A 25,979-nucleotide genomic window follows, 5' to 3' on the forward strand; every position below is an offset into this window, starting at 1 on the left:
GGAAGACATAATAGTTATGTGTAAACTAAACTGGGAAAAATAAAAATTAAAGATGAGGTGGAGCGCAATGAAAGGTTCGCACTTGCTCTACGTCAAACGTAATAACTAAGAAAAAGAAAAGTTTTTTAGTTATTTGGTTGGTTAAGGAAAGACCCGATTTTTCTAATTCGGGTCTTTTTATTCTTTCAGAGTTAGAATGAAGTAATTCTTCTTACCTCGTTGCAAAAGCACAAATTTGTTATTGATCAAATCGTTTGCAGAAATAATAAACCCTTCATTCACTTTTTCCTTATTCACTGAAATGGAATTTTCCTTTAATGCACGTCGCGCCTCTCCATTGGATTTTAAGAAACCTCCTTTTTCGGCCAAAGCCGCAATAATATCCAATCCATTTTCAATATCGGAAATTGAAATTTCGGTTTGAGGCACCCCATCAAATACATCTAAGAATGTTTGGGTATTTAATTCTTTAAGATCAGAGCTGGTAGATTTTCCAAACAAAATGCGACTTGCTTTAATGGCGTTGTTCAAATCGTCTTTCGAATGCACCATTGCCGTAATTTCTTCAGCCAACCGTTTTTGTAGTGTCCTTAAATGAGGTGCTTGTTTATGTAACTCTGTCAAACTCTTGATTTCTTCTCTATTTAAGAAGGTAAAAATTTTAATATACTTCTCGGCATCCTCGTCACTCGTGTTTAACCAATACTGGTAGAATTTATAAGGCGAAGTTCTATTGGCATCGAGCCAAACGTTACCCCCTTCAGATTTACCAAATTTTGAACCATCCGATTTTGTTATCAAAGGACAGGTAATTGCGAAGCCCTTACCACTACCAATACGCCTTATTAATTCGGTTCCTGTTGTAATATTGCCCCATTGATCACTACCACCCATCTGAAGTGTACAGTTATGCGAATTGTATAAATGAAGAAAATCATACCCTTGAACTAACTGGTAGGTAAACTCCGTAAAACTCATACCTTCGGCTGCGTCATCGGAGGCTATTCTATTCTTAACAGAATCCTTGGCCATCATGTAATTTACGGTAATATGCTTTCCAATATCACGTATAAAATCCAAAAACGAAAAGTCCTTCATCCAGTCATAATTATTTACCATGACCGCTGCATTTTGAGCATCGCTATCGAAATCCAAAAAATGAGACAATTGTATTTTTATGGCCTCTTGATTACGACGCAGGGTGACCTCATCCAACAGGTTACGCTCATTTGATTTGCCTGAGGGATCGCCTATCATTCCCGTGGCGCCACCAACCAGTGCAATAGGTTTATGTCCACAACGCTGATAATGCGCCAATAACATAATCGGCACCAAATTTCCAATATGTAAAGAATCTGCCGTCGGATCGAAACCAACATAAGCACTGCGCATACCGCCCATTAAGTGCTCTTCCGCTCCAGGCATTACGGTATGGATCATACCGCGCCATGTTAATTCTTCAACAATATTCTTCATTATAATCCTGATTTATTTATAATCTCTGGCAAATATAAAAATACGCTAATAATTACTCCGGCATTCTTAATATTTCTTTACATTAGTCACATGATTTTAGTAACTGGAGGTACCGGATTGGTTGGAGCGCATTTACTATTCAATATTGTGAATAAAAATGAGCAGGTGAAGGCCATTTACAGACAGGAAGAATCACTTAAAAATGTCAAACAGGTCTTCTCAACATATACAGAAAATTACCAAACAGCATTCGATAAAATTGTTTGGGTGAGAGCCGATATCTTGGATATCCCCGCATTGGATAAAGCTTTCGAAGATATTACAATGGTATATCACTGTGCTGCATTTGTTTCCTTTGAAACAAGCAAATACCACCTTCTGAGACGCACAAATATTGAGGGCACAGCAAATATTGTAAATCTTTGTATCGACAAAGGCATAAAAAAGCTGTGCCATGTGAGTTCAATATCAACATTGGGACAGCCAACCAATGGTGAAACCATAACTGAGAATGTGCACTGGAACCCTGAAGGAGATAACAGTGTGTATGGCATCAGTAAGTACGGTGCAGAAATGCAGGTATGGAGAGGGGCTCAGGAAGGTTTAAATGTGGTCATTGTCAATCCCGGAGTTATTTTGGGAGCAGGGATTTGGCATTCCGGAACAGGGCAGTTATTTAAAAAAGCACATCGCGGACTGAGTTTCTACACCAGGGGAACGGTGCCCTTAATAGATGTAAAGGATGTCGTAACCATAATGATACAATTGATGGAGAGGAACATTGAAAATGAACGTTTTATTTTGGTGGCCGAAAATTGGACATATAAGCGGTTTCTGGACAGTTTATCCAGATCCGTAAAGCAGGGACCCCCTCAAATATTGGCCACAGAATTTATGTTGAATATGGTTTGGAAACTGGATTGGATAAAACACGTCTTAACGGGTAAACCAAGAAAAATTACAAAACATATTGCAAAAGTGTTGCAAAAGGAAAAATATTACAGCAGTTTAAAAATCGAAAAGACCTTGGATTACACATTTGTACCCATTGACAAAACCGTTTCTGTTATTGGCCTACAGTATCTGAAACAGGCGCAATAAGGCCTTTCTGTGAATCAAGGTCATTCCTATTCAGATCTAATTTCTTGGTCAATGAGTCATTTATTTTAATGGCGTCAATAAGATCCTTCCCTTTTTTCACACCCAAGGTATCCATTTTTAACAATGCATCTAAAGAGTCTTTTTCCCTTTTTTGTTCGAGTTCCTTCACTTCCAATTCTTGGTAGTACGATTTTAAAGCACTTAAACTGTCCTTCACCTTTGCATAAATATCATCATACGTATCAATATGATACGTATAATAGGCGTTACTTTCGGCAAACTGTAAACTATCAATGTCGTATTTGTTGTAGATATAGTCTTCCTTATCAATAATATGATTATCCAATGTACGCTTATTAGTTCCTGTGGTGGAAGACATTAACCGGATATCTATTAAAATATTAACCATTTTATCTTCCGAAATCAAATTATCCGGTTTCTTCGGGTTTTTTAGTTTATAACAGCTAATCACCATTAGCGGCAACAACAAAACAACACATATTTGTTTTTTAATCATCTGTTAAAAGTTAATCGTTTCGCAGCTCCGGAGTTAAAAAACTTAAAGTTATTATAAATTAAACTTCCATTTAGGAAGGTATGAGTGATTCGCGATTTAAAAGTTGTCCCTTCAAATGGAGACCATCCGCACTTATACAAAATATTATCCTTTGTAACCGTCCAAGGATTATTCAAGTCAACCAAAACCAAATCGGCAAAATACCCCTCTTTAATAAACCCTCTCTTTTCTATTTGAAATAGGATAGCCGGATTATGACACATTTTTTCAACAATTTTGTCAATTGAAATTTTCTCCTGGTGGTACATTTCCAGAATTGCAGGCAAGGCATGCTGCACTAATGGGCCACCGGAAGGCGCCTTGGTATACGGATTTTGCTTTTCTTTTAAGGTATGAGGGGCATGGTCTGTAGCAATCACATCAATCCTGTCATCCAATAAGGCCTCCAATAATTTCTTTCGATCCATTTTTGTCTTTATGGCAGGATTCCACTTGATTAAAGTCCCTTTTTTATCGTATTCTTCATCGGAAAACCACAAATGATGCACACAGACTTCAGCGGTTATCTTTTTCTTTTTAAGAGGTATTTTATTCGTGAATAAATTAGTTTCTTTACCGGTTGACAAATGAAATACATGCAATCTTGCCCCTGTTTTTTTAGCCAGTTCAATGGCTCGCGACGATGACAAATAGCAGGCTTCCTCACTTCTTATTATGGGATGTTTATGTATAGGAATGGCTTCACCGTATTTTTCGATGTGCTCCTGGAGATTCCGCTTTATAGTTTCTTCGTCTTCACAATGTACAGAAATCAACAAGTTTGTACTTTTAAAAATCTTCTCCAGCACTTCAGGATCATCTACCAGCATGTTTCCTGTTGAAGAACCTAAAAACAACTTTAAGCCGGCAACTGTTTTCGGATCCACTTTAAGAATTTCATCTAAATTCGTATTGGTTCCTCCAAACATGAATGAATAATTGGCAAAGGAGGTTCTGGATGCGATGTCAAACTTCTCCTCAAGCTTTTCAATCGTTGTGGTTTGGGGGTTCGTGTTGGGCATTTCAATAAATGAGGTGATGCCTCCCGCAATAGCAGCTTTCGATTCGGAGGCGATATCGGCCTTATGTGTTAAACCCGGCTCCCTAAAATGCACCTGATCGTCTATTACACCGGGCATTAATAATTTTCCTTCGGCATCGACAACGACCACATCGGCAGATTTAGCACTAATGGATGTGTCAATCGCTTCGATAAATTCACCTTTAATAAGAACATCACCTTCAAAAAGGGTTCCCTCATTTACAATTTTTGCATTCTTAATTAATGTTGTCCTCATACCCCTATCATGTTTACTTGCGCAACAAACTTTTGACTTTCATTGAAATGACCCCAAAAATAGCTTCGGAAATAATCCCCGAACTCAATTTTGATTCACCCTTGGTCCGATCCGTAAAAATAACCGGTACTTCTATAATTTTAAAACCCTTTAAATAAGTTTTAAACTTCATTTCAATTTGAAAGGCATAACCTATAAATTTAATGGCATCCAAATTTAAAGTTTCCAGAACCGTTCTTTTGTAACAGACAAATCCAGCAGTGGTGTCATGAATTTTCATTCCCGTAATGACTCTAACATATTTGGAAGCTAAATAGGACATCAGCACGCGACTCATTGGCCAGTTAACCACATTAACGCCCCTTATATATCGCGATCCTATAGACATATCTGCACCTTCAACATGACATGCCTTATAAAGTCTAATTAAATCTTCCGGATTATGAGAAAAATCGGCATCCATTTCAAATATGTAATTGTAATCCCGGGCTAGACACCATTTAAACCCATGAATATAAGCGGTCCCCAGGCCGGATTTCTCCTTTCGAGTTTCCAAAAACAAACGATTCGGGAATTCAGTCTGTAACGATTCTACCTTCTGTGCAGTTAAGTCTGGAGAATTATCATCAACGACTAAAATATGGATCGCCGAAGACTGAGAAAAAACAGCCTTAATAATAGCATCTATATTTTCTATTTCATTGTATGTTGGAATAATGACAATTGCGCCCTGCATCATTATCTAGCTTGTAATTTTTAGCAAATGTAAGGTATTAGGCTTTTATTTATTTTAAATATTCCTTAATAATTAATACGGAATTGAATAATTATAATAATTTTATTGCATGATTCGTGAGGTGTCTTCAAATGAACTGTATACGTTGCTATTAGTGTGCTGTTTACTTATTGTGGCCGCTGCAAAACTTGTTTCTGAAAAGCGTTTCAATGATTTTATTTACATCTTTACAAATTGGAAATATCTCAAAATATACGCCCGGGATCAGAAGTTTTTCGATAAATTCGACGCCCTTTTATTTGTCAACCTCATTATTTCGGGTAGCTTATTCATTATCATTGCCTATCAACATTTTAATTCAATAAGTGGTACAGTCATCAATGTATTATTTAAAATAACAGTTGGTCTGGGTTCATTTTTTTTAATAAAGGTTTTGTTAGAACGCCTTATTGGAAGTCTCTTCGAAATCGATAAAATAATAGATGATTATCTCTTTCAAAAAATAACTTACAAGAATTATCTTGGCATGATATTACTACCTATTAATGCACTTTTAATCTATAGTATACGCCCAAACAACTTACTCTTTTATATGATATTCGGCATTTTATTAGTTGTCACTTTTACCGGATTAATAACTTCATTTAAAAGGCATCAAAGTTTAATAAAAAACAATATTTTCTATTTTATTTTGTATCTTTGCGCTCTCGAAATAGCACCTTGTGTAATTTTATACAAGGTTTTTATTTTAGATTAAAAAGAACAAACTGCTTGTGCCTATGAAAGTGAAAACGATTTTGGTTTCTCAACCAGAACCTAAAATAGAGAATTCTCCTTACTTCGATTTAATAGAAAAGCAAAAGGTGAAGATCGATTTTCGACCCTTTATACATGTTGAAGGGGTATCAGCAAAAGAGGTAAGACAGCAAAAAGTAGATTTAAACAATTATACTGCAATTATTTTGACCAGCAGAAATGCTGTCGATCATTTTTTTAGGGTAGCTGAAGAAATGCGTTTTAAAGTACCCGATACCATGAAGTATTTTTGTCAGTCGGAAGCTGTAGCCTATTATCTTCAGAAATATGTGGTATACAGAAAGCGCAAGATTTACGTTGGAAAACGAACCTTCGCAGAATTGTCTCCCTTGATCAAAAAATATAAGGATGAGAAGTTTCTTTTACCAAATACGGATAAGATAAAACCCGAGGTTCCTCAAACTATGGATGCCCTGGGTGTTAATTGGAAACAAGCTACTTTTTACAAGACTGTAGTAAGTGACCTCTCTGATTTGGCCGATGTATATTATGATGTTCTCGTCTTTTTTAGTCCTTCGGGTATTGAATCCTTATTTCAAAATTTCCCGGATTTCAAGCAAAACAATACGCGTATTGCCGTCTTTGGTAATACGACCATAAAAGCGGTTGAGGACAAAGGTTTACGTGTAGATATTGCTGCACCGACACCCGAAACGCCTTCGATGACCATGGCATTAGAAAAATATATAGAAAAAGTGAATAAGGGAAGGTAAATTTTCCTAACGGAATATAAAAGGGATGGTGTTACGTACCATCCCTTTTTTTTGTACTAAAAGGCATACCGCTGAGGGCCTCCACGCCGAATTTCTTCACTGCAGTGCATCTCAAACTTTTTAAAATTTTCACGAAAGGCATTCGTTAATTTAAATGCCGTTTTATAATAGGCTTCGTCATCATTCCAGGTTGCACGAGGACTCAATACACTTGTGGGAACCCCGGGACAGGTTCGGGGTTGTGCCACCCCAAATACCGAGTGAATATGGTAATCTTCATAATTGTACAATCCGAGATCACCATTTAAAACGGCATTAATCATAGCGCGAGTGTATTTCAATTCCATTCGCTTTCCGACCCCGTATGGACCACCGGTCCATCCCGTATTTACCAACCAGACATTTACCCCCGCCTCAATCATTTTTTTACTTAACATTTCGGCATATTTGGCAGGATGTAATGGCATAAAGGGTGCTCCAAAGCAGGCTGAAAATGAGGGCTGAGGTTCTATTACACCGGCCTCGGTACCAGCCACCTTTGCCGTATAGCCAGAGATAAAATGATAGGCCGCCTGACTTGGTGTCAATTTGGATATCGGCGGGATCACACCAAACGCATCGGCGGTTAGAAAGAATATATGTTTAGGATTCTTACCAGTGGATGGCGTTTTGATATTGTCTATATGGTAAATAGGATAACTTACCCTTGTGTTTTGGGTGATAGAAGTGTTACCAAATTCTACAAAACCATTTTCATCCAGAACAACATTTTCCAACAGAGCCCCTTTCTTAATGGCTTTAAAAATTTCAGGTTCATTTTCTTCCGACAGGTTGATAACTTTTGCATAACAACCGCCTTCAAAATTAAATATGGTATTCTCACTGGTCCAACCATGTTCATCGTCTCCAATAAGACTGCGGTTAGCGTCTGTGGACAAGGTGGTTTTACCGGTACCTGACAAACCAAAAAATATAGCTGTATCGCCGTCAGCTCCTACATTGGCACTACAGTGCATGGGTAAGGTGTTTTTAAATACGGGCAGTATAAAATTTAAGGCCGAAAAGATGCCCTTTTTAATCTCTCCAGTATAACCGGTACCTCCTATTAGGGCAATTTTCTTCGAAAAATTTAAAATAGCAAAGTTATGTTGACGCGTGCCATCGGCTTCAGCATTGGCCATAAAACCGGGAGCATTAATAACTGTCCATTCCGGAGAAAAATGATCTAATTCTTCTTCGGTGGGCCGTAAAAACATATTGTAGGCAAAAAGGTTACTCCAGGGGTATTCATTAATTACCCGAATATGCATTCTGTAATTGTCATCTGCACAAGCATAGCAATCCCTTACAAAAAGGGACTTATGGCTTAAGTAATCTGTAACCTTTCGATAGAGTTTTTCAAATTTATCCGGATCAAATGGAATGTTAATTTCACTCCACCATACACGGTCCTTCGTGATAGCATCCCTAACGATAAATCGGTCTTTAGGTGAGCGTCCTGTGAACTCTCCGGTATTAACCGCCAAAGCCCCTGAAATGGCTTCTATACCCTGTCCCTCTTGAATAGTGATGTCATGCAGTTCTTCCGGTGAAAGCTGATAATTAATCTCAGCACTCTCAATGCCATATTTGTCTAACGAAATAGCCTTCACAGGTGCACTATGATTTTCCATAAATAAAGAATATAATTAACTATTCCTCAAAATTAGAACAATTATTTTAATATATTCATTATTTTAGACTGTTTTTAGACTGTTTTTTTAACAAATTAATAATTATCAAAAGCCAGCTGCTGATGAGTAGGAGCCCTCCAATGGGGGTAATGAAACCGATTGATTTAAAATTAAATGTAGTCAAAGGATTTGTAGACAGCCCATAGATTGAACCGGAAAATAGAACAACACCCAACACCACAGCATACAAAACCCATTTTTTTATTCCTTGTGATATGGTAGTGGTATACCCCACAAATAATAAAAGTAAAGCATGGTACATTTGATAACGTACACCTGTCTCAAAGCTCCTCAGACTCTCTTCAGGAATTAAGTCTTTAAGCCCATGGGCACCAAATGCTCCAAAAATAACACCTGTTACCCCCAAAAAGCAGCCTACAATTACTATTTTTCTATCCATGTTTAAATATTCTTAAAACGCACATCTAATTTTGTTAAATTCGCAAAACATAAGTCTATGACTAACTTAAATTTTGTAGACACAAAATTAATCATCCTAAAATAATATGCGAAAAATTTTAGTTATTGGTTCTGGTAAATCGTCATCTTATCTTTTAAAATATCTGCTGGATAAATCGGTTAAGGAAGAATTGTTTATTACCGTTGGAGATGTCCATATAGAACACGCAGAAAAGGTTATAAACGGCCATGTTAATGCCAGAACGATACCCTTGAATGTTAATGATGACGCCTCAAGAATGAATGCTATAAAAGCTGCCGACATTGTGGTTTCGATGTTGCCGGCACGATTTCACATTCAAGTGGCCAAGGACTGCATTACATTTAAAAAGCATATGGTCACTGCCTCCTATGTCAGTCAGGAAATGCAGGATTTAGATGAAGTGGCGAAGCACAATAACATTATACTTCTGAATGAAATTGGGGTGGATCCCGGTATAGACCACATGAGTGCCATGCAAGTTTTAAATAACATTCGCGATAATGGCGGTAAAATTATTCTGTTTGAATCGTTTACAGGCGGATTAATTGCACCAGAAAGCGACACCAATTTATGGAATTATAAATTTACATGGAATCCAAGAAATGTAGTTCTGGCAGGACAGGGTGGTGCTGCAAAATTTCTTCAGGAAGGAACCTATAAATATATTCCCTATCACCGATTGTTCAGGCGAACTGAATTTCTGGACATCGATGGTTTTGGAAGATTTGAGGCCTATGCAAATCGAGATTCACTAAAATACCAAAGTGCCTACGGATTGGATAACATTAAAACACTGTACCGTGGTACCATGCGACGTGTCGGATTTAGTCGGGCATGGAACATTTTTGTAGTTCTCGGAATGACAGACGATAGCTATACTCTTGAGGATAGTGAAACCATGAGCTATCGCGATTTTATAAATGCATTCCTTCCCTACCACCATACCGATTCGGTAGAGTTAAAATTACGTCATGCCCTAAAAATTGATCAAGATGATATCGTTTGGGATAAGCTTGTAGAGCTCGATATTTTTAATGCAGATAAAAAAGTTGGATTAAAAAATGCCTCGCCGGCACAGATCCTGCAGAAAATACTAATGGATAAATGGACACTGGCCGAAGACGACCGGGATATGATCGTTATGTATCATAAATTTGGCTATGAGCTCAACAGCAAAAAACACCAGATAGATGCAAATCTGGTGGTTCTTGGAGAAAACCAGACTTACACTGCCATGGCCAAAACCGTTGGTTTACCCGTTGCAATGGCTACATTGGCCATTTTGAATGGTCATATTACCACCCCGGGGGTCCAGATTCCTATTACCAAAGAAATATATGATCCTATCTTAAAAGAACTGCGAGAATTCGGTATCCGTTTTAAGGAAAAAGAAGTTCCCTATTTGGGGTATAATCCTCTAAATAATTAAGGAATATCGAAATCATTCCTCTCAAATGCTTTAATTTTCCTGGTCTGAATAATTTCAATTTAAAAGTAAATCCATATTTTTATCTTGAAATTAATAGAGCTATATGCGACGAAAAACTAAAACTGTTACCATAGATGGTATTGATAAAAAAATACTTCGAATGCTCATGGAAGATGCCCGAACTCCAATTTTAGAAGTTGCAAGACAAGTTGGCATTTCCGGTGCAGCCATTCATCAGCGACTAAGAAAATTGGAAAAGGCAAATCTTATTTCCGGATCACAACTCATTGTTAATCCAACTATTTTGGGATTTACAATGTGTGCCTTTGTTGGAATTTATTTTGATAAAGAAGCTGATGCACCGCTGGTAATAAAGTTATTAAAAAGGGTTCCCGAAGTCGTGGAATGCCATTACACCACTGGCCAATGGAATATCTTCTTAAAAGTACGCTGTAAGAATGGCGATCACCTTGTTCAAATTTTAAACACGTTGCAGGAGATACGTGGTGTTTCGAGAACAGAATCCTTTATTTCTCTCAATCAGGACATTGAAAGACAGGTAAAAATTTAGCCTATCGCATTTGTTGGTATAAATTACATGATGTAAATGCCGACTTGCTCACGACATATCAGCTTCAGGCTAAAGCCCCTCGAATAAATACTATCTACGTCAACTTTCAAAAAAGGGATGTAGCGTATCTCGCAGTAAAAAGAAGAGGTCCTAAAATACTTTGGAGTTACATGCGCATCAACCAAGAACGCATATCTACGTCTTGCTTGATAACCCGTCGTAAATCTTCTATTTTAACCCGTTGTTGCTCCATGGAATCCCTGTGGCGAATGGTAACCATACCGTCCTCCAAGCTGTCATGATCTACCGTAATACAAAATGGTGTCCCGACGGCATCCTGTCTCCTGTAACGTCGCCCAACCGCATCCTTTTCATCGTAGTCAACATTAAAATCCCACTTTAAATCTTCCACAATTTGTCGTGCGATTTCAGGCAGACCGTCTTTTTTTACCAAAGGCAGAACCGCAGCCTTAACGGGAGCCAAAACACTGGGTAACCGCAATACTGTTCGGGTTGTCCCATTCTCCAATTCCTCCTCTGTCAGTGCATTAGAAAATACAGCAAGAAACATGCGATCCAAACCAATAGAGGTTTCTAATACATAGGGGATATAACTTTTATTCTCTTCCGGATCGAAGTACTGGAGCTTTTTCCCCGAATATTTTTCATGCTGGCTTAAATCAAAATCGGTGCGGGAATGAATGCCCTCCAATTCCTTAAAACCAAATGGAAACTTGAATTCAATATCACAAGCTGCATCGGCATAATGCGCTAATTTTTCATGATCATGAAAACGATAATTAGTTGCTCCCAAACCTAGGCTTAAATGCCATTTCAACCTGGTTTCTTTCCAGTGTTCATACCATTTGTGTTGTGTCCCCGGTTTGATAAAAAATTGCATCTCCATTTGTTCAAATTCACGCATTCTAAATATAAATTGTCTCGCAACAATTTCATTCCTGAAGGCTTTACCAGTTTGTGCTATGCCAAATGGAATCTTCAATCGGCCTGTTTTCTGAACATTCAAAAAGTTAACAAAAATACCTTGAGCCGTTTCAGGCCGCAAGTACAGATCCATGGCACTATCTGCAGAAGCACCTAACTTGGTAGCGAACATGAGATTGAACTGTTTAACGTCCGTCCAGTTTTTGCTGCCAGTTAAAGGATCGGCTATTTCCAATTCTTCAATAAGTGCCTTAACATCGGCTAAATCATCATTTTCTAAGGATCTGGCCATTCGGGATAAGGTCGTGTTAATTTTTTCCTGATATCCCAGAACTCTCGGATTTGTAGACACATACTGTTCTTTATCGAATGCATCACCGAATCGTTTAGCAGCCTTAGACACTTCCTTCTCAATCTTTGCTTCAATTTTAGCGCAATAATCTTCAATTAAGACATCGGCGCGATAGCGTTTTTTAGAATCCTTATTGTCAATTAAAGGGTCATTAAAGGCATCGACATGACCAGAGGCTTTCCAAGTCGTTGGATGCATAAAAATAGCGGCATCTATACCTACAATATTCTCATGCATCTGCACCATGGCCTTCCACCAGTAATCACGAATGTTCTTCTTTAGTTCGGCCCCGTTCTGCGCATAATCATAAACTGCACTTAAGCCGTCATATATTTCACTGCTCTGGAATATATACCCGTATTCCTTCGCATGGGAGATTACCCTCTTAAAAGTATCATCTTGATTTGCCATAGGTGCAAAAATATAAAACCCTTTCAAACATAAAGCCTTCTCTATTGAATTTTGCATCATTTTCCTTGAGAAATAATTATATTCGTAACCCTGTGCATATGAATTACAGTTTTTTCCGAATTTTATCGATATGCTGAAGCCCCTAATCAATCTGTTTTTCCCTGAAGTATGTTGTGCTTGCCACAACCTTTTAAAGGATAACCAGGATACGATTTGCACTTCCTGCAGACATCAGTTACCGGTTACCAATTACCATTTTAACAATGACAACACTGTTGAAAAGGTTTTTTACGGACGGGTTAAAATTGAACAGGCTACGGCGCTTCTTAGATACGAGAAAAAGGGTCTGGTACAACAACTCGTCCATGGACTAAAATATAAAGGGTATGAAAGAATTGGTGTGCTGTTGGGTAATTGGCTCGGTGGAGAACTAAAAACGCTGAATAGCTATAATTCCATTGATCTCGTGATACCTGTTCCTTTACATAAAAAGAAATTACGAACGAGAGGCTACAATCAGGTAGCAAAATTTGGACAGCAAATAGCAAAAAAATTAGGCGCCTGTTATAGAGATGATATCCTGATCAAGACCACTCACACAGCATCTCAAGTCACTAAAAAACGAATGGCACGCTGGCAAGGTGGAGTCTCTCTGTTTGGTGTTCGCCATTTGGATACCATCGCGAACAAGCACATTTTGCTCGTTGATGATATCATTACCACTGGAGCTACGATAGAAGCTTGTGCCCAATTGTTGTCACAAGGCCATAATGTAAAAATTAGCGTTGCCAGTATGGCTATAGCCTAAGTCGTTTCGTCTTGTATTCGCGTTATAAAACACCCGATAATTAGGGATATTTAGGTCAGACTGGAAAACCTTCAAATGAAAAAATTCATGTACTTTTACCGAAATTTAAAACACTCCATGCAGAAGTCAATTTGGAATATCGTTTTATTCATATCAATAAGCTTTCTATTTATTACATGTGCCAATAAAGGCACACCCGGAGGTGGTCCGAAGGATGAAACACCTCCGGAAATTGTAAAGTCAGAACCGGATAATTTCTCAGTACATTTCAATACCAATGAAATCAAAATATATTTTGATGAGTATATAAAGTTAAAGGATATACAAAAACAGTTAATTATTTCGCCCCCAATGAAAACCCAGCCATTAATCAAACCACTGGGAGGGGCCAGTAAATTTATTACCATTACGATTTTCGATACACTTCAACCCAACACAACCTATGCCTTTAACTTTGGAAATAGTATCCAGGATAACAATGAGGGTAATCCTTTTTCTTATTTTCGATATGTCTTTTCTACGGGAGAATATATTGATTCCTTAACGGTAAGTGGTGCGATAAAGGACGCTTTCGATAAAGAAACAGAGTCTTTTGTGAATGTCGCCTTATATGAAGTCGATTCCACATTTAAGGATTCAATCATCTACAAGGAAGTTCCAAAATACATCACGAACACCTTAGACAGTCTAACTACTTTTACCATTGAAAATATAAAAGAGGGTAAGTATCTGCTGGTTGGTTTGAAGGATAATAACGGGGATAACAAATTTCAACAGAAGTCGGATAAAATTGCATTTCACGACAAGATCATAAATGTTCCTTCCGATACGACTTATGTCCTGAGATTGTTCAAGGAAGATATTGATTTCAAATCGATTCGGCCTAAATTGCTGGCCGGAGAAAAGATTGCCTTCGGATTTGAGGGCGATCACAAAAACATGAATATTACCCTTCTTTCGGAGGTTCCGGAAGATTTTGAATACAGAATTACCAAGGATGAAAAAACAGATTCCCTGTATTATTGGTATAAACCGAGATTGGAATCCGATTCATTACATTTTAAGGTCACGCATTTGGATTTTGAAACGGAATACATGGTGAAGATTAGTGATCAAAAACGCGACAGTTTAGTGATCAGCGCCTCCCCTTCGGGAATCATAGGCTTCGATGAGGCTTTTAAACTTCGCGGTTCAACACCCTTCATGAGTTTTGACGAGGCCAAATTCAGTATTATGGATAAAGATTCGACTGATGTACCCTTTTCTGCCATTTTAGATAGCGTACAGAACATGTACCATATAAATTTTGACAAAACGGAGGGGAATAAATATCGCATTCAGATTTTACCGGAAGCATTATTTGATTTATTTGAAAACACCAACGATACCTTAAACTATACTGTAAACACGAAAAAAGTGTCTGATTATGGTTATGTTCGCATCAATATGGTCAACGCAAAATATCCGGCAATTGTGCAACTTACGGACAGCAAAGGTGAGGTAAAAGCAGAACACTATGCCTTGGAATCCAAACCTTTGGATTTTTTGAATCTCAGTCCCGGAATTTATTCCATTCGCGTTATTCACGATGCTAATGGAAACAAAAAATATGACACGGGAAATTATCTCAAAAAGATTCAGCCCGAACACGTGAGTCATTTCGAAATGTCTGAAGAAGTACGTTCCGACTGGGGGCTTATAGAGACCCTTCAATTCAATCCAAACTAAAGTGATCTCTATCACTTAAGAACTGCAATTTAGTTCTGTAAAAATGAATGTGTTTCTTCTCTAAAGTTACAATTTCGATATGTTCTCGGTTGGGTTTCAGGGGGGTGATGGCATTTCCCAAAATGTCATAAACAGCCGAGTGACCACAATATTCATTTTGTGCCTCGTCAGTTCCAACCCGGTTAACCCCAATACAATAACACATGTTTTCTATGGCTCGGGCCTTTAACAATATATCCCAGGCCTGAATTCTGGGTTTTGGCCAGTTAGCGACATACAACAGAATGTCATACTCCTCAACATTCCTGGACCAAACAGGAAAACGCAAATCATAGCATATCAGCGGACATATTTTCCAACCCTTATAATCAATTATCAGTTTTTTATTTCCGGCTGTATACACCTTATGCTCATTTGCTAAAGTAAAGGTATGTCGCTTATCGTAATACAATAAAGCTCCGGATGGTTCGACAAAAATTAACCGGTTATAAAACCTGGTGTCTTCCGTAATTATAAGACTTCCAACAATTGCCGCTCTGGTTTTCATCGCTTTTTTCTGCATCCAACTCACCGTATCTCCATCCATTGGTTCTGCGACTTTCGAAGCATTCATGGTAAACCCGGTTGAAAACATTTCCGGAAGGACAATGACATCGACATCCTCCTTGATACTCTTTATTTTCTCTGATAGCTGTTTTCTGTTTTTTTTGGGGTTTTCCCAAACCAAATCAGATTGTATACTCGCTACTTTTAGAGGCTCCTGCATGGTTAAATAGAATTAATAATTTCTGCTGCCCGCTTCAGGGTATCATCCTTTTTCGCAAAGCAAAAACGCAATACCTTATGATCTAAATTATCTGTGTTAAAAACCGATAATGGAATCGAAGCAATACCAAAATCCCGGGTTAATCGTCTGGCAAAATCAACATCGTGTTCATCAGTGATAGCTGAATAATCAAGCACCTGAAAATAGGTGCCCCTGGACCGTTTGAAGCTAAATCTTGAATCCTTAATTAAATCCAGAAACAGATCCCTTTTCCTTTGATAGAATGCCGTTAAATTCAGATAATGTTCCGGGTTTTGCATAAAATCTGCAATCCCTTTTTGTGTGGGGTGATGCACACAAAAGACATTAAATTGATGCACCTGCATAAAGAGATCCATGAGTTCCTTTGGTGCGCAACAATAGCCAACACGCCACCCCGTATTATGAAAGGTTTTACTAAAAGAAAACACAACAAAACTCCGCGATTTTAACTCCGGATATAAGCACACACTCTGATGTTCTTCGCCATCGTAAATCATATGCTCATAGACCTCGTCACTCAGGACAATGATATTAGTGTTTTTAGTGAGATCCTGCAATTGAAGCATATCAGACTTCGATAATACGGTCCCCGAAGGATTATGGGGTGTATTGATGATCATCATTTTAGTTCGAGAACTTATCTTTTCTTTCACCTCATTCCAGTTTACCCCATAATCCACGGCTTCCAATTGTATGGATACGGGTACACCGCCGTTTAATGTCACTGCCGGTTCATAACTATCGTAAGCAGGTTTAAAAATAATGACTTCATCACCAGGCTTGACAAAGGTGTTAATAATCGTAAATATAGCCTGTGTTGCTCCTGCTGTGATCGTTATTTCAGACTCCGGGTGATAATTGACCTGGTATAACAAGTCCATTTTATTCGCAATGGCTTCCCGAAGCTCATGATTTCCATACATCGGAGCATATTGATTGTAACCCGAATTCATGGCCTTGCAGACTAAATCGGTGAGTTCCTGATCGCTTCCAAAATCAGGAAACCCTTGCGATAAATTAATCGCATTATACCTTTTGGCCAAGGTACTCATAATCGTAAAAATAGTAGTTCCTACTGCGGGGAGCTTGGAGGTATGCTGCATGGCATATGCATTAATGATCTATACCCCTAATTTAGTAAGTAATTCTTGTTTATAGGTCCTTCCTATGGGAATTTTATTTGAATTTATAAACAGTGTGTTACCGGAAATTTTATCGACCATCTTTGCATTTACAATAAACGATTTATGTACCTGTATAAACTGATGTTCCGGCAATTTTTCTGCCCAATTTTTAAGGGAATCGATAAACGATAATTTCTTATTCTCAGTAACTATGGTAACATAATTTCTTTCAGACTCGATGTAACATATGTGGTTGAGAACCAATTTATGAAATGTTTTGTCTACATTTAAGTAAACCGTTTCCTCACTGTGTTCATTATTCACCTTACTCGCCTCCAGTCTGATTTTTGATTTGTTGACCGCTTTTAAAAACCTGTCAAACGAAAAAGGTTTTACCAAATAGTCTACAATGGTGTCCAATTCAAAACTTGGAACTGCAAATTCAGGATAGGCAGTTGTAATGACAATTGCCGGAGGATCTTTAACCGTCCTAATAAAATCAATACCGGAAATATCGGGTAAATTGATATCCAGGAACACAAGGTCAATGTTTTCAGCATTTAATACTGAGTTGGCCTCAATAGCCGCTTTAAAAACACCTATTAATTTTAAGCTAGGGATTTTACTTATAAAACGTTTTATAATATTTTGGGCTGGAATTTCGTCTTCAATAATAATACAGGTCATAATTGGGTATACATGTATCCGATTAAAACATACTCTGATGTTCTGATGTCTAATTTATAAATTCATATTGAGTTGCACCTGAAACAAATCAGTTTTATCAATTTTTAAACTATAATTATCCTTATAGATTAATTCCAATCTTTTTTGCAGGTTTTTCAGACCAATTTTCAATGCGTTTGTCGACACTTTTAAGGGGTCAAAACTGTTCTTACAAAGAAAGTGCAGCACAGCCTTATGAACTTCTATATGTATGGTAATATCACTGTTCAGTGTGCTATGCTTAAAGGCATTTTCAATGATCGTTATTAAGAGTAACGGTGCGATCTCATAATCAAAAGAATCGATGGATTTGGTATACTTAATCTTCTTAACACCCTGAGTTCGCAACTCCTGAAACTTAATATAATTGTCTATAAATTCAATTTCCTTTTCCAGTGAAATGGTTTTTTCATTACTCTCATAGAGCACATGTTTAAGATTATTGGACAGCATTAGAATAAGGTCCGGGGCTTCAGCGGGCTTTTCCAAAGCATAGGAATAAATCGTATTTAAATTATTAAATAAGACATGAGGATTAATCTGCGATTTTAAAAATTTAAGTTCCATTTCAGCATGCTCCAGCTTTACAGCTTCAAATTCCTCCTGCTTATCTAAAAAACGGTAAAGCATCCAAACAAATGAGAAAAAGATGAGTGGCACCAGGCTTTGCCATAAATAGTCACTTAAACATTTAAAAACAGTACAGCCACATTGGGCAAAACTGTAACAGTACACCAGAGTTGCAAAAAAAGCTATGGCAACAAATAGTAATACATAAAGCAAATGCCATTTCCTTTTCACAAAAAAAGGCAACAGTAAAAAATGATTGAGATAAACGATCACCACCAGGATGGATACATATTGAAGGAACGGGTTATCTCGCCAATGGTATTCCGGAAACAAGTACAAAGAGACGACCACAAATAAAACCCAGAAGAGTAAATGCACCAATACTTGAGAAATATGTCTTCGATTCAGCACCATTGAAAATTGAAAATACATAGAATTAGCCTTAGACTCAAAAAATGATGTACAAAATGACTTTTCAAAGATACCAACAACACATTTGTATTGATCTGTGAGACATTTAAAAGAAATTCCATGTTTCTCCAAATAATCAAGATCAAAAGCACATGCCTTTATTCTAAGATCCAGAGTGATTGATAAGATGTCTATTTTAGCCTAGCCCAAATTAAAATAGGTTGACGCCATATCACGTATGCGATCACCAATAGCCAGGCAAGCGGTGGCGGCGGGTGATGGTGCATTAAGAACGTGAATACATCTTTGATTCCCAATAATTTTAAAATCATCCTCCATCGCTCCGTCCGCTCTCAAAAGCATGGCTCTTACACCAGACCTCCCTGGCTCAATATCCTCAAGTTTGAGTGAAGGAATCAAACGCTGCAAGGTTTTTAGAAATCGCTTTTTTGAAAAAGCCCTGCGGTATTCATTAATGGCAAATCCCGTGTGATTGTATAACAACTTCCATGTTCCGGAGTAACTAAGTGCATCATATGCGTCCTTCATATTAAAATCGGTTTTCCCATAACCCTCCCTTTTAAAGGTTAATACCGCATTAGGACCACATTCTACATCACCGTCGACCATTCTGGTGAAGTGCACCCCTAAAAATGGAAAAGCAGGATTGGGTACGGGATAAATCAAATTTTTAACCTTATTTTTTGCCGATTCGGTCAAATTATAATAATCGCCTCTGAATCCTACAATGCGCTCTCTCAAATGGAATCCGTCTTTTATGGCCAATCGATCTGATTGCAGGCCACCACAATAAATTATTTGATTCACCAGATAATTATTTTTCGAAGTCACTATGATTGATGTTTCAGAATTGTGATGAACTGTCAATACTTCCTCACCGAGGATAATTTTACTCTTCGGTTGCATGGTGGTTAGCAATTCAGCAAGTTTATTGGTAATCCCGATAAAATCAATTATTCCTGTACATGGCACCCAGATGCCGCCAATGCTATTCACATAAGGTTCGATATCTCTTACCTGATTTCCTGATATTTTAGCAATACCTTCGGTTCCATTGGCTTTTCCGTTTTCATAAATATGGTCCAAGTGGGGTAATTCCTCATCATCAACAGCAACCACAACTTTTCCACAGACATCGTGATTCACATTATAGGATTTTGCAAATTCAACTAATTGCCTTCGGCCACTCACACAATTCCTGGCCTTAGCAGATCCCGGCTTATAGTATAAACCCGAATGGATAACCCCGGAATTATGACCGGTCTGATGCGCCGCCAATTCCGATTCTTTCTCTATAAGCACCAATTTGAGATCCGGATATTTTAACTGGATCTTATAGGCGGTGGCCAGACCTATTATACCGCCTCCAACAATACCAATATCAAAGCTGTTTTCTAATTTCAACGAACTGTCTTTTTAAACAATATTCATCTTTTTGAGCAAAAATGAGGCGTTCATATTTTTACATATGCCCTGTTTTAATTTGTAGTCAAAATAAAGTTCTCCATTGACAATCTCGGCTTCAAAGAAATAATTTCTTACTTCCGCAAACTCCTTTTCTAATTCACACAGGCTTAGGTCATGAGTTGCAATAATCCCAGTAGCGTTTGTTTCAACCAGTTTTTCAACAAACTTTCTCGATCCAATGGCCTTGTCGGTGCTGTTAGTTCCCTTCAATATTTCATCTAAAACAATAAAATAAGGCGCTTTGTCAATTGTGTCCACTATAAATTTTAAACGGGATAATTCCGAAAAAAAATAGGAGCTATCATCTGTTAGAGAATCCCTGGTGCGCATACTGGTAATGAGTTTTATAGGACAATAAGTGCTCTTTTTTGCACATACGGGCAAGCCCATATTGGCCATCACGATATGTAAAGATACTGTTCTCAGAAAGGTGCTTTTACCAGCCATATTTGCCCCGGTAACAATAAAGAATTCCTCTCTGTCAATCCTAACATGACTGTCCACCCGTCTCGATGCATCCAACAGCGGGTGCCCTAGATCCTCTGCAACAATTATTGGGCCTTCTTCCTTTATCTCCGGAAATACAAAGCCAGGATGATTAAAGGCATAATTCCCCAATGTGTTGTAGGCATCAAAAAAAGAGACCACCTTAAACCAGTCTTCCACTTTGTCCGCATATTGGACTATCCACTGTTCAATCTTATAACTATTCCTGATGTCGTTAAGAAAGTACCCATTACCAAATATAGCCCCGATAAGATTGTTTCTGTTGTCCAAAGCATTCAAGGATCCGGAAAGTACTTTAAAAATTTTCGATGCTTCAAGGCTTTCAGACTGTATTTGTTGCTGTTTTTGTATTAGGAATTCAGAAGAAAATGTTTCACTCTCAATATAATCCAGTAGTAGGGCATATTGTTTAAAGGTATTTCTAACCTTATCGGTATGATATGCCAATAGGTTGACTTTCTTCAAATACCCGCCTGAAATCAACAGTCCAATAAGAAGCCAATTTGCCAAAACAAGGGGACTCGTAATAATTTGAAACGCAGTAAGAGCAATGAAAATAATTGATAATATGGTGAAGACCAAAGGTATCCAACGCATCGTTTTAGGTAGAAATGGCCTATGATTTTTAAGCCAAGAAATAATGTCTTCAGCAGGTGTTTGAATGGTAACAACACTGGAAGTGGCCTGATAGTATTGACGCCATTTTGGTTTTTTACTCAATTCTTTCACGGCCTCCTGCTTCATCATTATGTCCTCGACCGAATTTGCCTTTAAGGCCTTTACCAAGTGTTCCGTTCCCTCTTTCAAGGCAGTTCTGTTTATGAACTGAAAGAAGGAACCACGTCCGAACAAATCAATATCGGAACTGTAATAGTGACCGGGGTCCTGAAATTCCAATCCTTCATCACGATGGAGAAAACTTCCGGAGCCTATCTTTAGCTCTTCTTCATTTATTCCTGCCAGAGTGCTATTGAATTGATGCAAATGCTTCAGGTCCGTATATTTTAAAAGCAAGACCATAAAAACAGCAAGGCCTGTTCCTCCAATAAGCAAGGCCAGATACAAATGTTCAAAGGCGAAATAAACACCAAAACCTGTGATCACAAAGGTGGCCACCCGGTAGAAACTAAAAACCGTCATTTTTTTATAAATGCGTTCGGCTTCCGCTGTATACATCTTAAAGTGATCTTGATAATAGCTTAATGGCATGTGGTATGTTTAATATAAGTAAACGGTAAAGAAACAAAAAAGCCCTGAAACATTTCAGGGCTTATATTATTTTTTAGGCCGAACTAATCTCTACCTCCAAACACCTGGAATGCCCAGTACAGAAGGTTGGCCAATGCACCAATAGCAGCTACCAGATAGGTTCTGGCCGCCCATTTCAAGGCATCTTGTGAGCCTTGATACTCCTGCTGAGAGACCATGTTCTTGTTTTTTAACCAGGCCAAAGCACGGTTACTGGCGTCATATTCAACAGGTAGGGTAATAAAACTGAACAAGGTCGCAAAACCCATAAAGGCTACCCCCGCAGCAGCAACCCACCAGCCAAGTCCCATACCGGCAGCACCACCAAGTATCAGTCCTCCAATAATCAACCATTGAGACATCCCTGAGGTAACACTGACCACAGGTACCAAGGTAGAACGCATTTGCAACCAACTGTAAGCTTTGGCATGTTGCACCGCATGACCACATTCGTGAGCAGCGACTGCGGCAGCCGCAGCGTTACGCTGATGATACACCGATTCACTTAAATTCACCGTTTTGTTCTTAGGGTTGTAATGGTCGGTTAACTGACCAGGCGTCGAGATCACTTCAACGTCATAAATACCGTGATCCGCCAACATTTTTTCCGCAATCTCGCGACCACTCATTCCATTTCTCAAATGGACTTTCGAGTATTTTTCGAATTTTCTTTTTAAGGTATTACTTACTGCCCAACTCACCAGGGCAATTCCACCAATAATTATATAATATCCTAACATATGTTTTTAAATTTTATAATGAAGTAATATAGCAATAATCGCACCAATTAAAAAAAATGAAAGTTTGTCAGTCCTTACGCATTAATATCTCAAAATTCAACATGGGTACTTGGTCCAAAACGGTGCTGTCACCCCACGATATTCACTATCTTTCCCGGTACGACGATTACTTTTTTTGGTGTACGCCCCTGTAGCTGCTCCTGGGTCTTCTGATGGGCCAGAACAGTGGCCTCTATGGCTTCCTTGCTCATATCCAGTGGTAATTCCAAAGTAAAGCGGAATTTTCCATTAAATGAAATAGGATAATTTTTAGTGCTTTCCACCAAATGTTTTTCCTCGAATATCGGGAAGGGTTCTGTTGAAATCGACTCCTGATGACCCAATGCCTCCCATAATTCTTCCGCAATATGAGGCGCATAAGGAGATACCAAAATTAAGAGCGGACTTAAAATTTCTCTGGAATTGCACTTTTGAGACGTAAATTCATTGACCGCAATCATAAAAGTCGAAACGGTGGTATTAAATGAAAAATTCTCAATGTCCTCCTGGACCTTTTTAATGGTCTTATGAAGGGTTTTCAAATTTGCTTTTGACGCTTCCGAATCTGTTACCCTGAAGCCACTATCATCGTAATACAATCTCCATAGCTTTTTTAAGAAACTATGAACCCCCGTAATTCCAGCCGTGTTCCATGGTTTGTACTGCTCTAATGGCCCCAGGAACATTTCATATAATCGCAGACTATCGGCACCATACTGAAGACAAATGTCGTCCGGGTTCACAACGTTATATTTCGACTTCGACATTTTTTCCACATCCCTGTTTACCCTGATAACACCTCTTTTCGACTCCTCCTCAGTACCTATAAATTGAACATGTTCATAATTATAGTCCTTCATCCATTGTTTAATACCTGAAGCGTCAACCTCATCAGAGGAATTTACAAACTTTACATCCACATGAATAGGGTCTAACTGGATATCGGTCAAATCATCACCTGTAAATTGCCGTATCACTGCCAATGCCTCAGATTTACTTTCAGGGTTGTTGTAATCATTGTATAACGCCCCCGAGATAAAAAAATCAGGTTTTTCATTAATCCGGTATACAAAGGCGCTTGTCCCCAATATCATGCCTTGATTAATGAGTTTTTTTGCATATTCATCGTATGGTACCAGGCCTTTATCGAACATGAATTTTTGCCAAAAACGGGAATAAAGCAAATGTCCCGTAGCATGCTCACTGCCTCCTATGTATAAATCGACCTGTTGCCAGTAATTAATAGCCTCCTGCGAAAAGATTTCCTCATCGTTATGCGGATCCATATAGCGATTGAAATATTGCGAGCTCCCTGCCCAACCTGGCATGGTGTTTAGTTCCAAAGGATAAACGCCATTATCAGCATCTTCCGCTGATCCACTGGAATCCGATTGACACAGCGCATTGGAAACAACTTTGTGGTTTATGGTATCCCAAGACCAAACCGTGGCATTTCCCAGTGGTGGTTCACCGGTTTCAGTAGGCAGGTATTTTTCAACCTCAGGCAAGGTTATGGGTAAGTATTGCGCGTCGATCATCTGCGGCATTCCATTAACGTAATACACCGGGAAGGGCTCACCCCAATACCGTTGGCGACTAAACACCGCATCGCGCAACCTGTAATTCGTTTTGCCTTCGCCCTGACCCAGATGTTCCAATGCTTCAATGACTTTTCGGGTTGCATTTTCATAGTTTAGACCGTTAAGGAAATCACTGTTGGCTATAATGGTGTTCTCTTTATCGACAAAGGCCTCTTTTGAAATATCAACGCCTTCAAAAATGTTCGGAATGGGAATATTAAAATGTTTTGCAAAATCATAATCACGCTGATCACCACATGGTACGCTCATCACCGCACCGGTCCCATAACCTGCCAGCACATAATCTCCAATCCAAATAGGAATCGGTTTCCTGGTGAAAGGATGTTCAGCATAAGCTCCTGTAAACGCCCCCGTAACGGTCTTTACATCGGCCATGCGATCGCGTTCACTGCGCCTGGCTGTGGCGGCAATGTAGGCCTCAACTTCAGCCTTCTGTTCTGGCGTTGTAATCTGAGCTACGAGTTCATGCTCCGGCGCCAATGTCATAAAACTCACACCAAATATGGTGTCGGGTCGGGTAGTGAATACCGATATCACCAGAGATTCTTGGCCACCCTGCTCAGCCGGAAGGACGGGGAACACCACACGCGCTCCAACCGACTTACCAATCCAATTGCGCTGGCTTTCCTTGAGGGAATCGGTCCAGTCAATGGTTTCCAAGCCCTGAAGTAAGCGTTCTGCATAAGCAGAAATACGCATACTCCACTGGGTCATTTTTTTACGTATAACCGGGTGCCCTCCGCGTTCAGAAACCCCATTCACAATTTCATCATTTGCCAAAACAGTTCCCAGTGCCGGGCACCAGTTCACTTCGGTTTCAGCAAGATAAGTCAGCCGGTATTGCAATAAAATACGCTGCTGCTGTTCAGAGGAAAAGGCATTCCATTCATCTGCTGTAAACGTGGCAACAGCATCATCGCAAGCCGCAGAAACACCGGCATTACCCTCAGCTTCGAAGCGTTTGATCAATTCCGAAATGTCTTCAGCTTTATCTTCTTTCTTGTTATACCATGAATTGAACAGTTGAATGAAAATCCATTGGGTCCATTTGTAGTATTTAGGGTCCGAAGTTCGGACTTCGCGTGACCAATCGAATGAAAAACCGATTTGATCCAGCTGACGCCTATAGGTCTTAATATTTTCTTCGGTGGTAATAGCAGGGTGCTGCCCCGTTTGAATGGCATACTGCTCTGCAGGTAAACCAAAGCTGTCATAGCCTTGCGGGTGCAATACATTAAAGCCCTGATGGCGCTTATAGCGGGCATAAATATCGGAGGCTATATAGCCCAGCGGATGTCCGACATGCAGCCCTGCGCCACTCGGATATGGGAACATGTCCAACACATAGTACTTCGGCTTATCACTGTGATTTTCGGCCTTAAAGGTTTCATTCTTGGCCCAATACGCCTGCCATTTAGCTTCTATATCGTTGAAATTGTATCTCATAATTTTAGCCAACCGTTAACTCTTAAGCTTTTTAAAGGTTCATTCTTCGAAGGTGCAATCAAAATCCGCTTTTAATGGCCTTACCACTTGCGTAAAGATTGCACATGCCTCCCCGGGGAAGGACAATTTTAAAGTGGCAAATTTACGCTTTAAAAA

At 38.8% G+C, this 25,979-nt stretch carries 22 protein-coding genes; 7 read left to right on the top strand and 15 right to left on the bottom strand.

Features of this window, described 5'->3' with window-relative positions; translation table 11 throughout:
• Positions 1 to 177 precede the first annotated feature (177 nt).
• Entirely contained in the window at positions 178 to 1,479 is a 1,302-nt protein-coding gene (gene tyrS / locus MR041_RS02745) for a tyrosine--tRNA ligase (RefSeq protein ID WP_242092491.1), read from the bottom strand.
• An 87-nt stretch (positions 1,480 to 1,566) separates the two neighbouring features.
• Here tyrS and MR041_RS02750 point away from each other — a divergent pair, with 87 nt between their 5' ends.
• A complete protein-coding gene (locus MR041_RS02750) occupies positions 1,567 to 2,577 on the top strand; it encodes an NAD-dependent epimerase/dehydratase family protein (protein WP_242092052.1) in 1,011 nt (336 codons plus the stop codon).
• Here MR041_RS02750 and MR041_RS02755 read toward each other — a convergent pair.
• The 3 genes from MR041_RS02755 to MR041_RS02765 are packed head-to-tail and all read right to left on the bottom strand — an operon-like array spanning position 2,543 to position 5,167.
• Positions 2,543 to 3,094 carry a DUF4296 domain-containing protein gene (locus MR041_RS02755; protein WP_242092053.1) on the bottom strand — a complete coding sequence of 184 codons (552 nt, stop codon included), beginning with the start codon at positions 3,092 to 3,094 and terminating at the stop codon, positions 2,543 to 2,545. The two genes, MR041_RS02750 and MR041_RS02755, sit on opposite strands and share 35 nt — an antisense overlap.
• Positions 3,091 to 4,431, bottom strand: coding sequence for a dihydroorotase (locus MR041_RS02760; RefSeq protein WP_242092054.1), 1,341 nt, complete (start codon positions 4,429 to 4,431; stop codon positions 3,091 to 3,093). The genes MR041_RS02755 and MR041_RS02760 overlap by 4 nt, the downstream gene beginning before the upstream one ends.
• A 13-nt stretch (positions 4,432 to 4,444) precedes the next feature.
• Positions 4,445 to 5,167 (bottom strand): polyprenol monophosphomannose synthase, encoded by a 723-nt coding sequence (locus MR041_RS02765; protein WP_242092492.1) that lies wholly within the window; start codon positions 5,165 to 5,167, stop codon positions 4,445 to 4,447.
• 109 nt (positions 5,168 to 5,276) lie between these two features.
• On the opposite strand from MR041_RS02765, the gene MR041_RS02770 reads away from it, so the two are divergent.
• Together MR041_RS02770 and MR041_RS02775 are read left to right on the top strand one after the other, a co-directional pair.
• Positions 5,277 to 5,924 (top strand): DUF4271 domain-containing protein, encoded by a 648-nt coding sequence (locus MR041_RS02770; protein WP_242092055.1) that lies wholly within the window; start codon positions 5,277 to 5,279, stop codon positions 5,922 to 5,924.
• A gap of 22 nt (positions 5,925 to 5,946) precedes the next feature.
• The gene (locus MR041_RS02775) at positions 5,947 to 6,696 is read left to right on the top strand and encodes a uroporphyrinogen-III synthase (protein ID WP_242092056.1); all 750 of its coding nucleotides are present in this window, start codon (positions 5,947 to 5,949) and stop codon (positions 6,694 to 6,696) included.
• A gap of 56 nt (positions 6,697 to 6,752) precedes the next feature.
• Here the strand turns inward: MR041_RS02775 and pckA are convergent, their stop codons facing one another.
• Both pckA and MR041_RS02785 read right to left on the bottom strand, forming a co-directional pair.
• A complete protein-coding gene (gene pckA, locus MR041_RS02780; protein WP_242092057.1) occupies positions 6,753 to 8,369 on the bottom strand; it encodes a phosphoenolpyruvate carboxykinase (ATP) in 1,617 nt (538 codons plus the stop codon).
• Between the two features lie 58 nt (positions 8,370 to 8,427).
• Positions 8,428 to 8,829: a DUF423 domain-containing protein gene (locus tag MR041_RS02785; RefSeq protein WP_242092058.1), complete on the bottom strand. Its 402-nt coding sequence runs from the start codon at positions 8,827 to 8,829 to the stop codon at positions 8,428 to 8,430.
• Positions 8,830 to 8,935: 106 nt separating this feature from the next.
• Between MR041_RS02785 and MR041_RS02790 the strand changes: the two genes are divergently transcribed.
• Positions 8,936 to 10,300 (top strand): saccharopine dehydrogenase family protein, encoded by a 1,365-nt coding sequence (locus tag MR041_RS02790; protein WP_242092059.1) that lies wholly within the window; start codon positions 8,936 to 8,938, stop codon positions 10,298 to 10,300.
• Positions 10,301 to 10,403: 103 nt separating this feature from the next.
• Positions 10,404 to 10,871, top strand: a complete 468-nt coding sequence (locus MR041_RS02795) for an Lrp/AsnC ligand binding domain-containing protein (protein WP_242092060.1) — start codon at positions 10,404 to 10,406, stop codon at positions 10,869 to 10,871.
• Positions 10,872 to 11,037: 166 nt separating this feature from the next.
• Here MR041_RS02795 and MR041_RS02800 read toward each other — a convergent pair whose 3' ends face one another.
• Positions 11,038 to 12,579, bottom strand: a complete 1,542-nt coding sequence (locus MR041_RS02800; protein ID WP_242092061.1) for a glycine--tRNA ligase — start codon at positions 12,577 to 12,579, stop codon at positions 11,038 to 11,040.
• Between the two features lie 130 nt (positions 12,580 to 12,709).
• On the opposite strand from MR041_RS02800, the gene MR041_RS02805 reads away from it, so the two are divergent.
• On the top strand, positions 12,710 to 13,387 hold the full coding sequence (locus MR041_RS02805; RefSeq protein WP_242092062.1) for a ComF family protein: 678 nt from the start codon (positions 12,710 to 12,712) through the stop codon (positions 13,385 to 13,387).
• Between the two features lie 117 nt (positions 13,388 to 13,504).
• Positions 13,505 to 15,115, top strand: coding sequence for an Ig-like domain-containing domain (locus tag MR041_RS02810; RefSeq protein ID WP_242092063.1), 1,611 nt, complete (start codon positions 13,505 to 13,507; stop codon positions 15,113 to 15,115).
• On the opposite strand, the gene MR041_RS02815 is transcribed toward MR041_RS02810, so the two are convergent.
• The 8 genes from MR041_RS02815 to MR041_RS02850 all read right to left on the bottom strand — a co-directional run bounded on the left by MR041_RS02815 (position 15,102) and on the right by MR041_RS02850 (position 25,823).
• Positions 15,102 to 15,881: an amidohydrolase gene (locus MR041_RS02815; RefSeq protein ID WP_242092064.1), complete on the bottom strand. Its 780-nt coding sequence runs from the start codon at positions 15,879 to 15,881 to the stop codon at positions 15,102 to 15,104. The two genes, MR041_RS02810 and MR041_RS02815, sit on opposite strands and share 14 nt — an antisense overlap.
• Positions 15,882 to 15,883: 2 nt before the next feature.
• On the bottom strand, positions 15,884 to 17,026 hold the full coding sequence (locus MR041_RS02820) for a methionine aminotransferase (RefSeq protein ID WP_242092065.1): 1,143 nt from the start codon (positions 17,024 to 17,026) through the stop codon (positions 15,884 to 15,886).
• An 18-nt stretch (positions 17,027 to 17,044) separates the two neighbouring features.
• The gene (locus MR041_RS02825) at positions 17,045 to 17,734 is read right to left on the bottom strand and encodes a LytR/AlgR family response regulator transcription factor (protein WP_242092066.1); all 690 of its coding nucleotides are present in this window, start codon (positions 17,732 to 17,734) and stop codon (positions 17,045 to 17,047) included.
• A gap of 54 nt (positions 17,735 to 17,788) precedes the next feature.
• Positions 17,789 to 18,775: a sensor histidine kinase gene (locus MR041_RS02830; protein WP_242092067.1), complete on the bottom strand. Its 987-nt coding sequence runs from the start codon at positions 18,773 to 18,775 to the stop codon at positions 17,789 to 17,791.
• Positions 18,776 to 18,955: 180 nt separating this feature from the next.
• Positions 18,956 to 20,179 carry an L-2-hydroxyglutarate oxidase gene (gene lhgO / locus MR041_RS02835; RefSeq protein ID WP_242092068.1) on the bottom strand — a complete coding sequence of 408 codons (1,224 nt, stop codon included), beginning with the start codon at positions 20,177 to 20,179 and terminating at the stop codon, positions 18,956 to 18,958.
• Positions 20,180 to 20,191: 12 nt separating this feature from the next.
• Positions 20,192 to 21,958: a MutS-related protein gene (locus MR041_RS02840; protein WP_242092069.1), complete on the bottom strand. Its 1,767-nt coding sequence runs from the start codon at positions 21,956 to 21,958 to the stop codon at positions 20,192 to 20,194.
• 83 nt (positions 21,959 to 22,041) lie between these two features.
• On the bottom strand, positions 22,042 to 22,737 hold the full coding sequence (locus MR041_RS02845; RefSeq protein ID WP_242092070.1) for a zinc metallopeptidase: 696 nt from the start codon (positions 22,735 to 22,737) through the stop codon (positions 22,042 to 22,044).
• A gap of 128 nt (positions 22,738 to 22,865) precedes the next feature.
• Complete coding sequence (locus tag MR041_RS02850; protein WP_242092071.1) at positions 22,866 to 25,823, bottom strand: leucine--tRNA ligase; 2,958 nt, start codon at positions 25,821 to 25,823, stop codon at positions 22,866 to 22,868.
• Positions 25,824 to 25,979 lie beyond the last annotated feature (156 nt).

Origin of the sequence: Aestuariivivens sediminicola (assembly GCF_022662015.1) — a bacterium.
Lineage (GTDB): Bacteria > Bacteroidota > Bacteroidia > Flavobacteriales > Flavobacteriaceae > Aestuariivivens > Aestuariivivens sediminicola.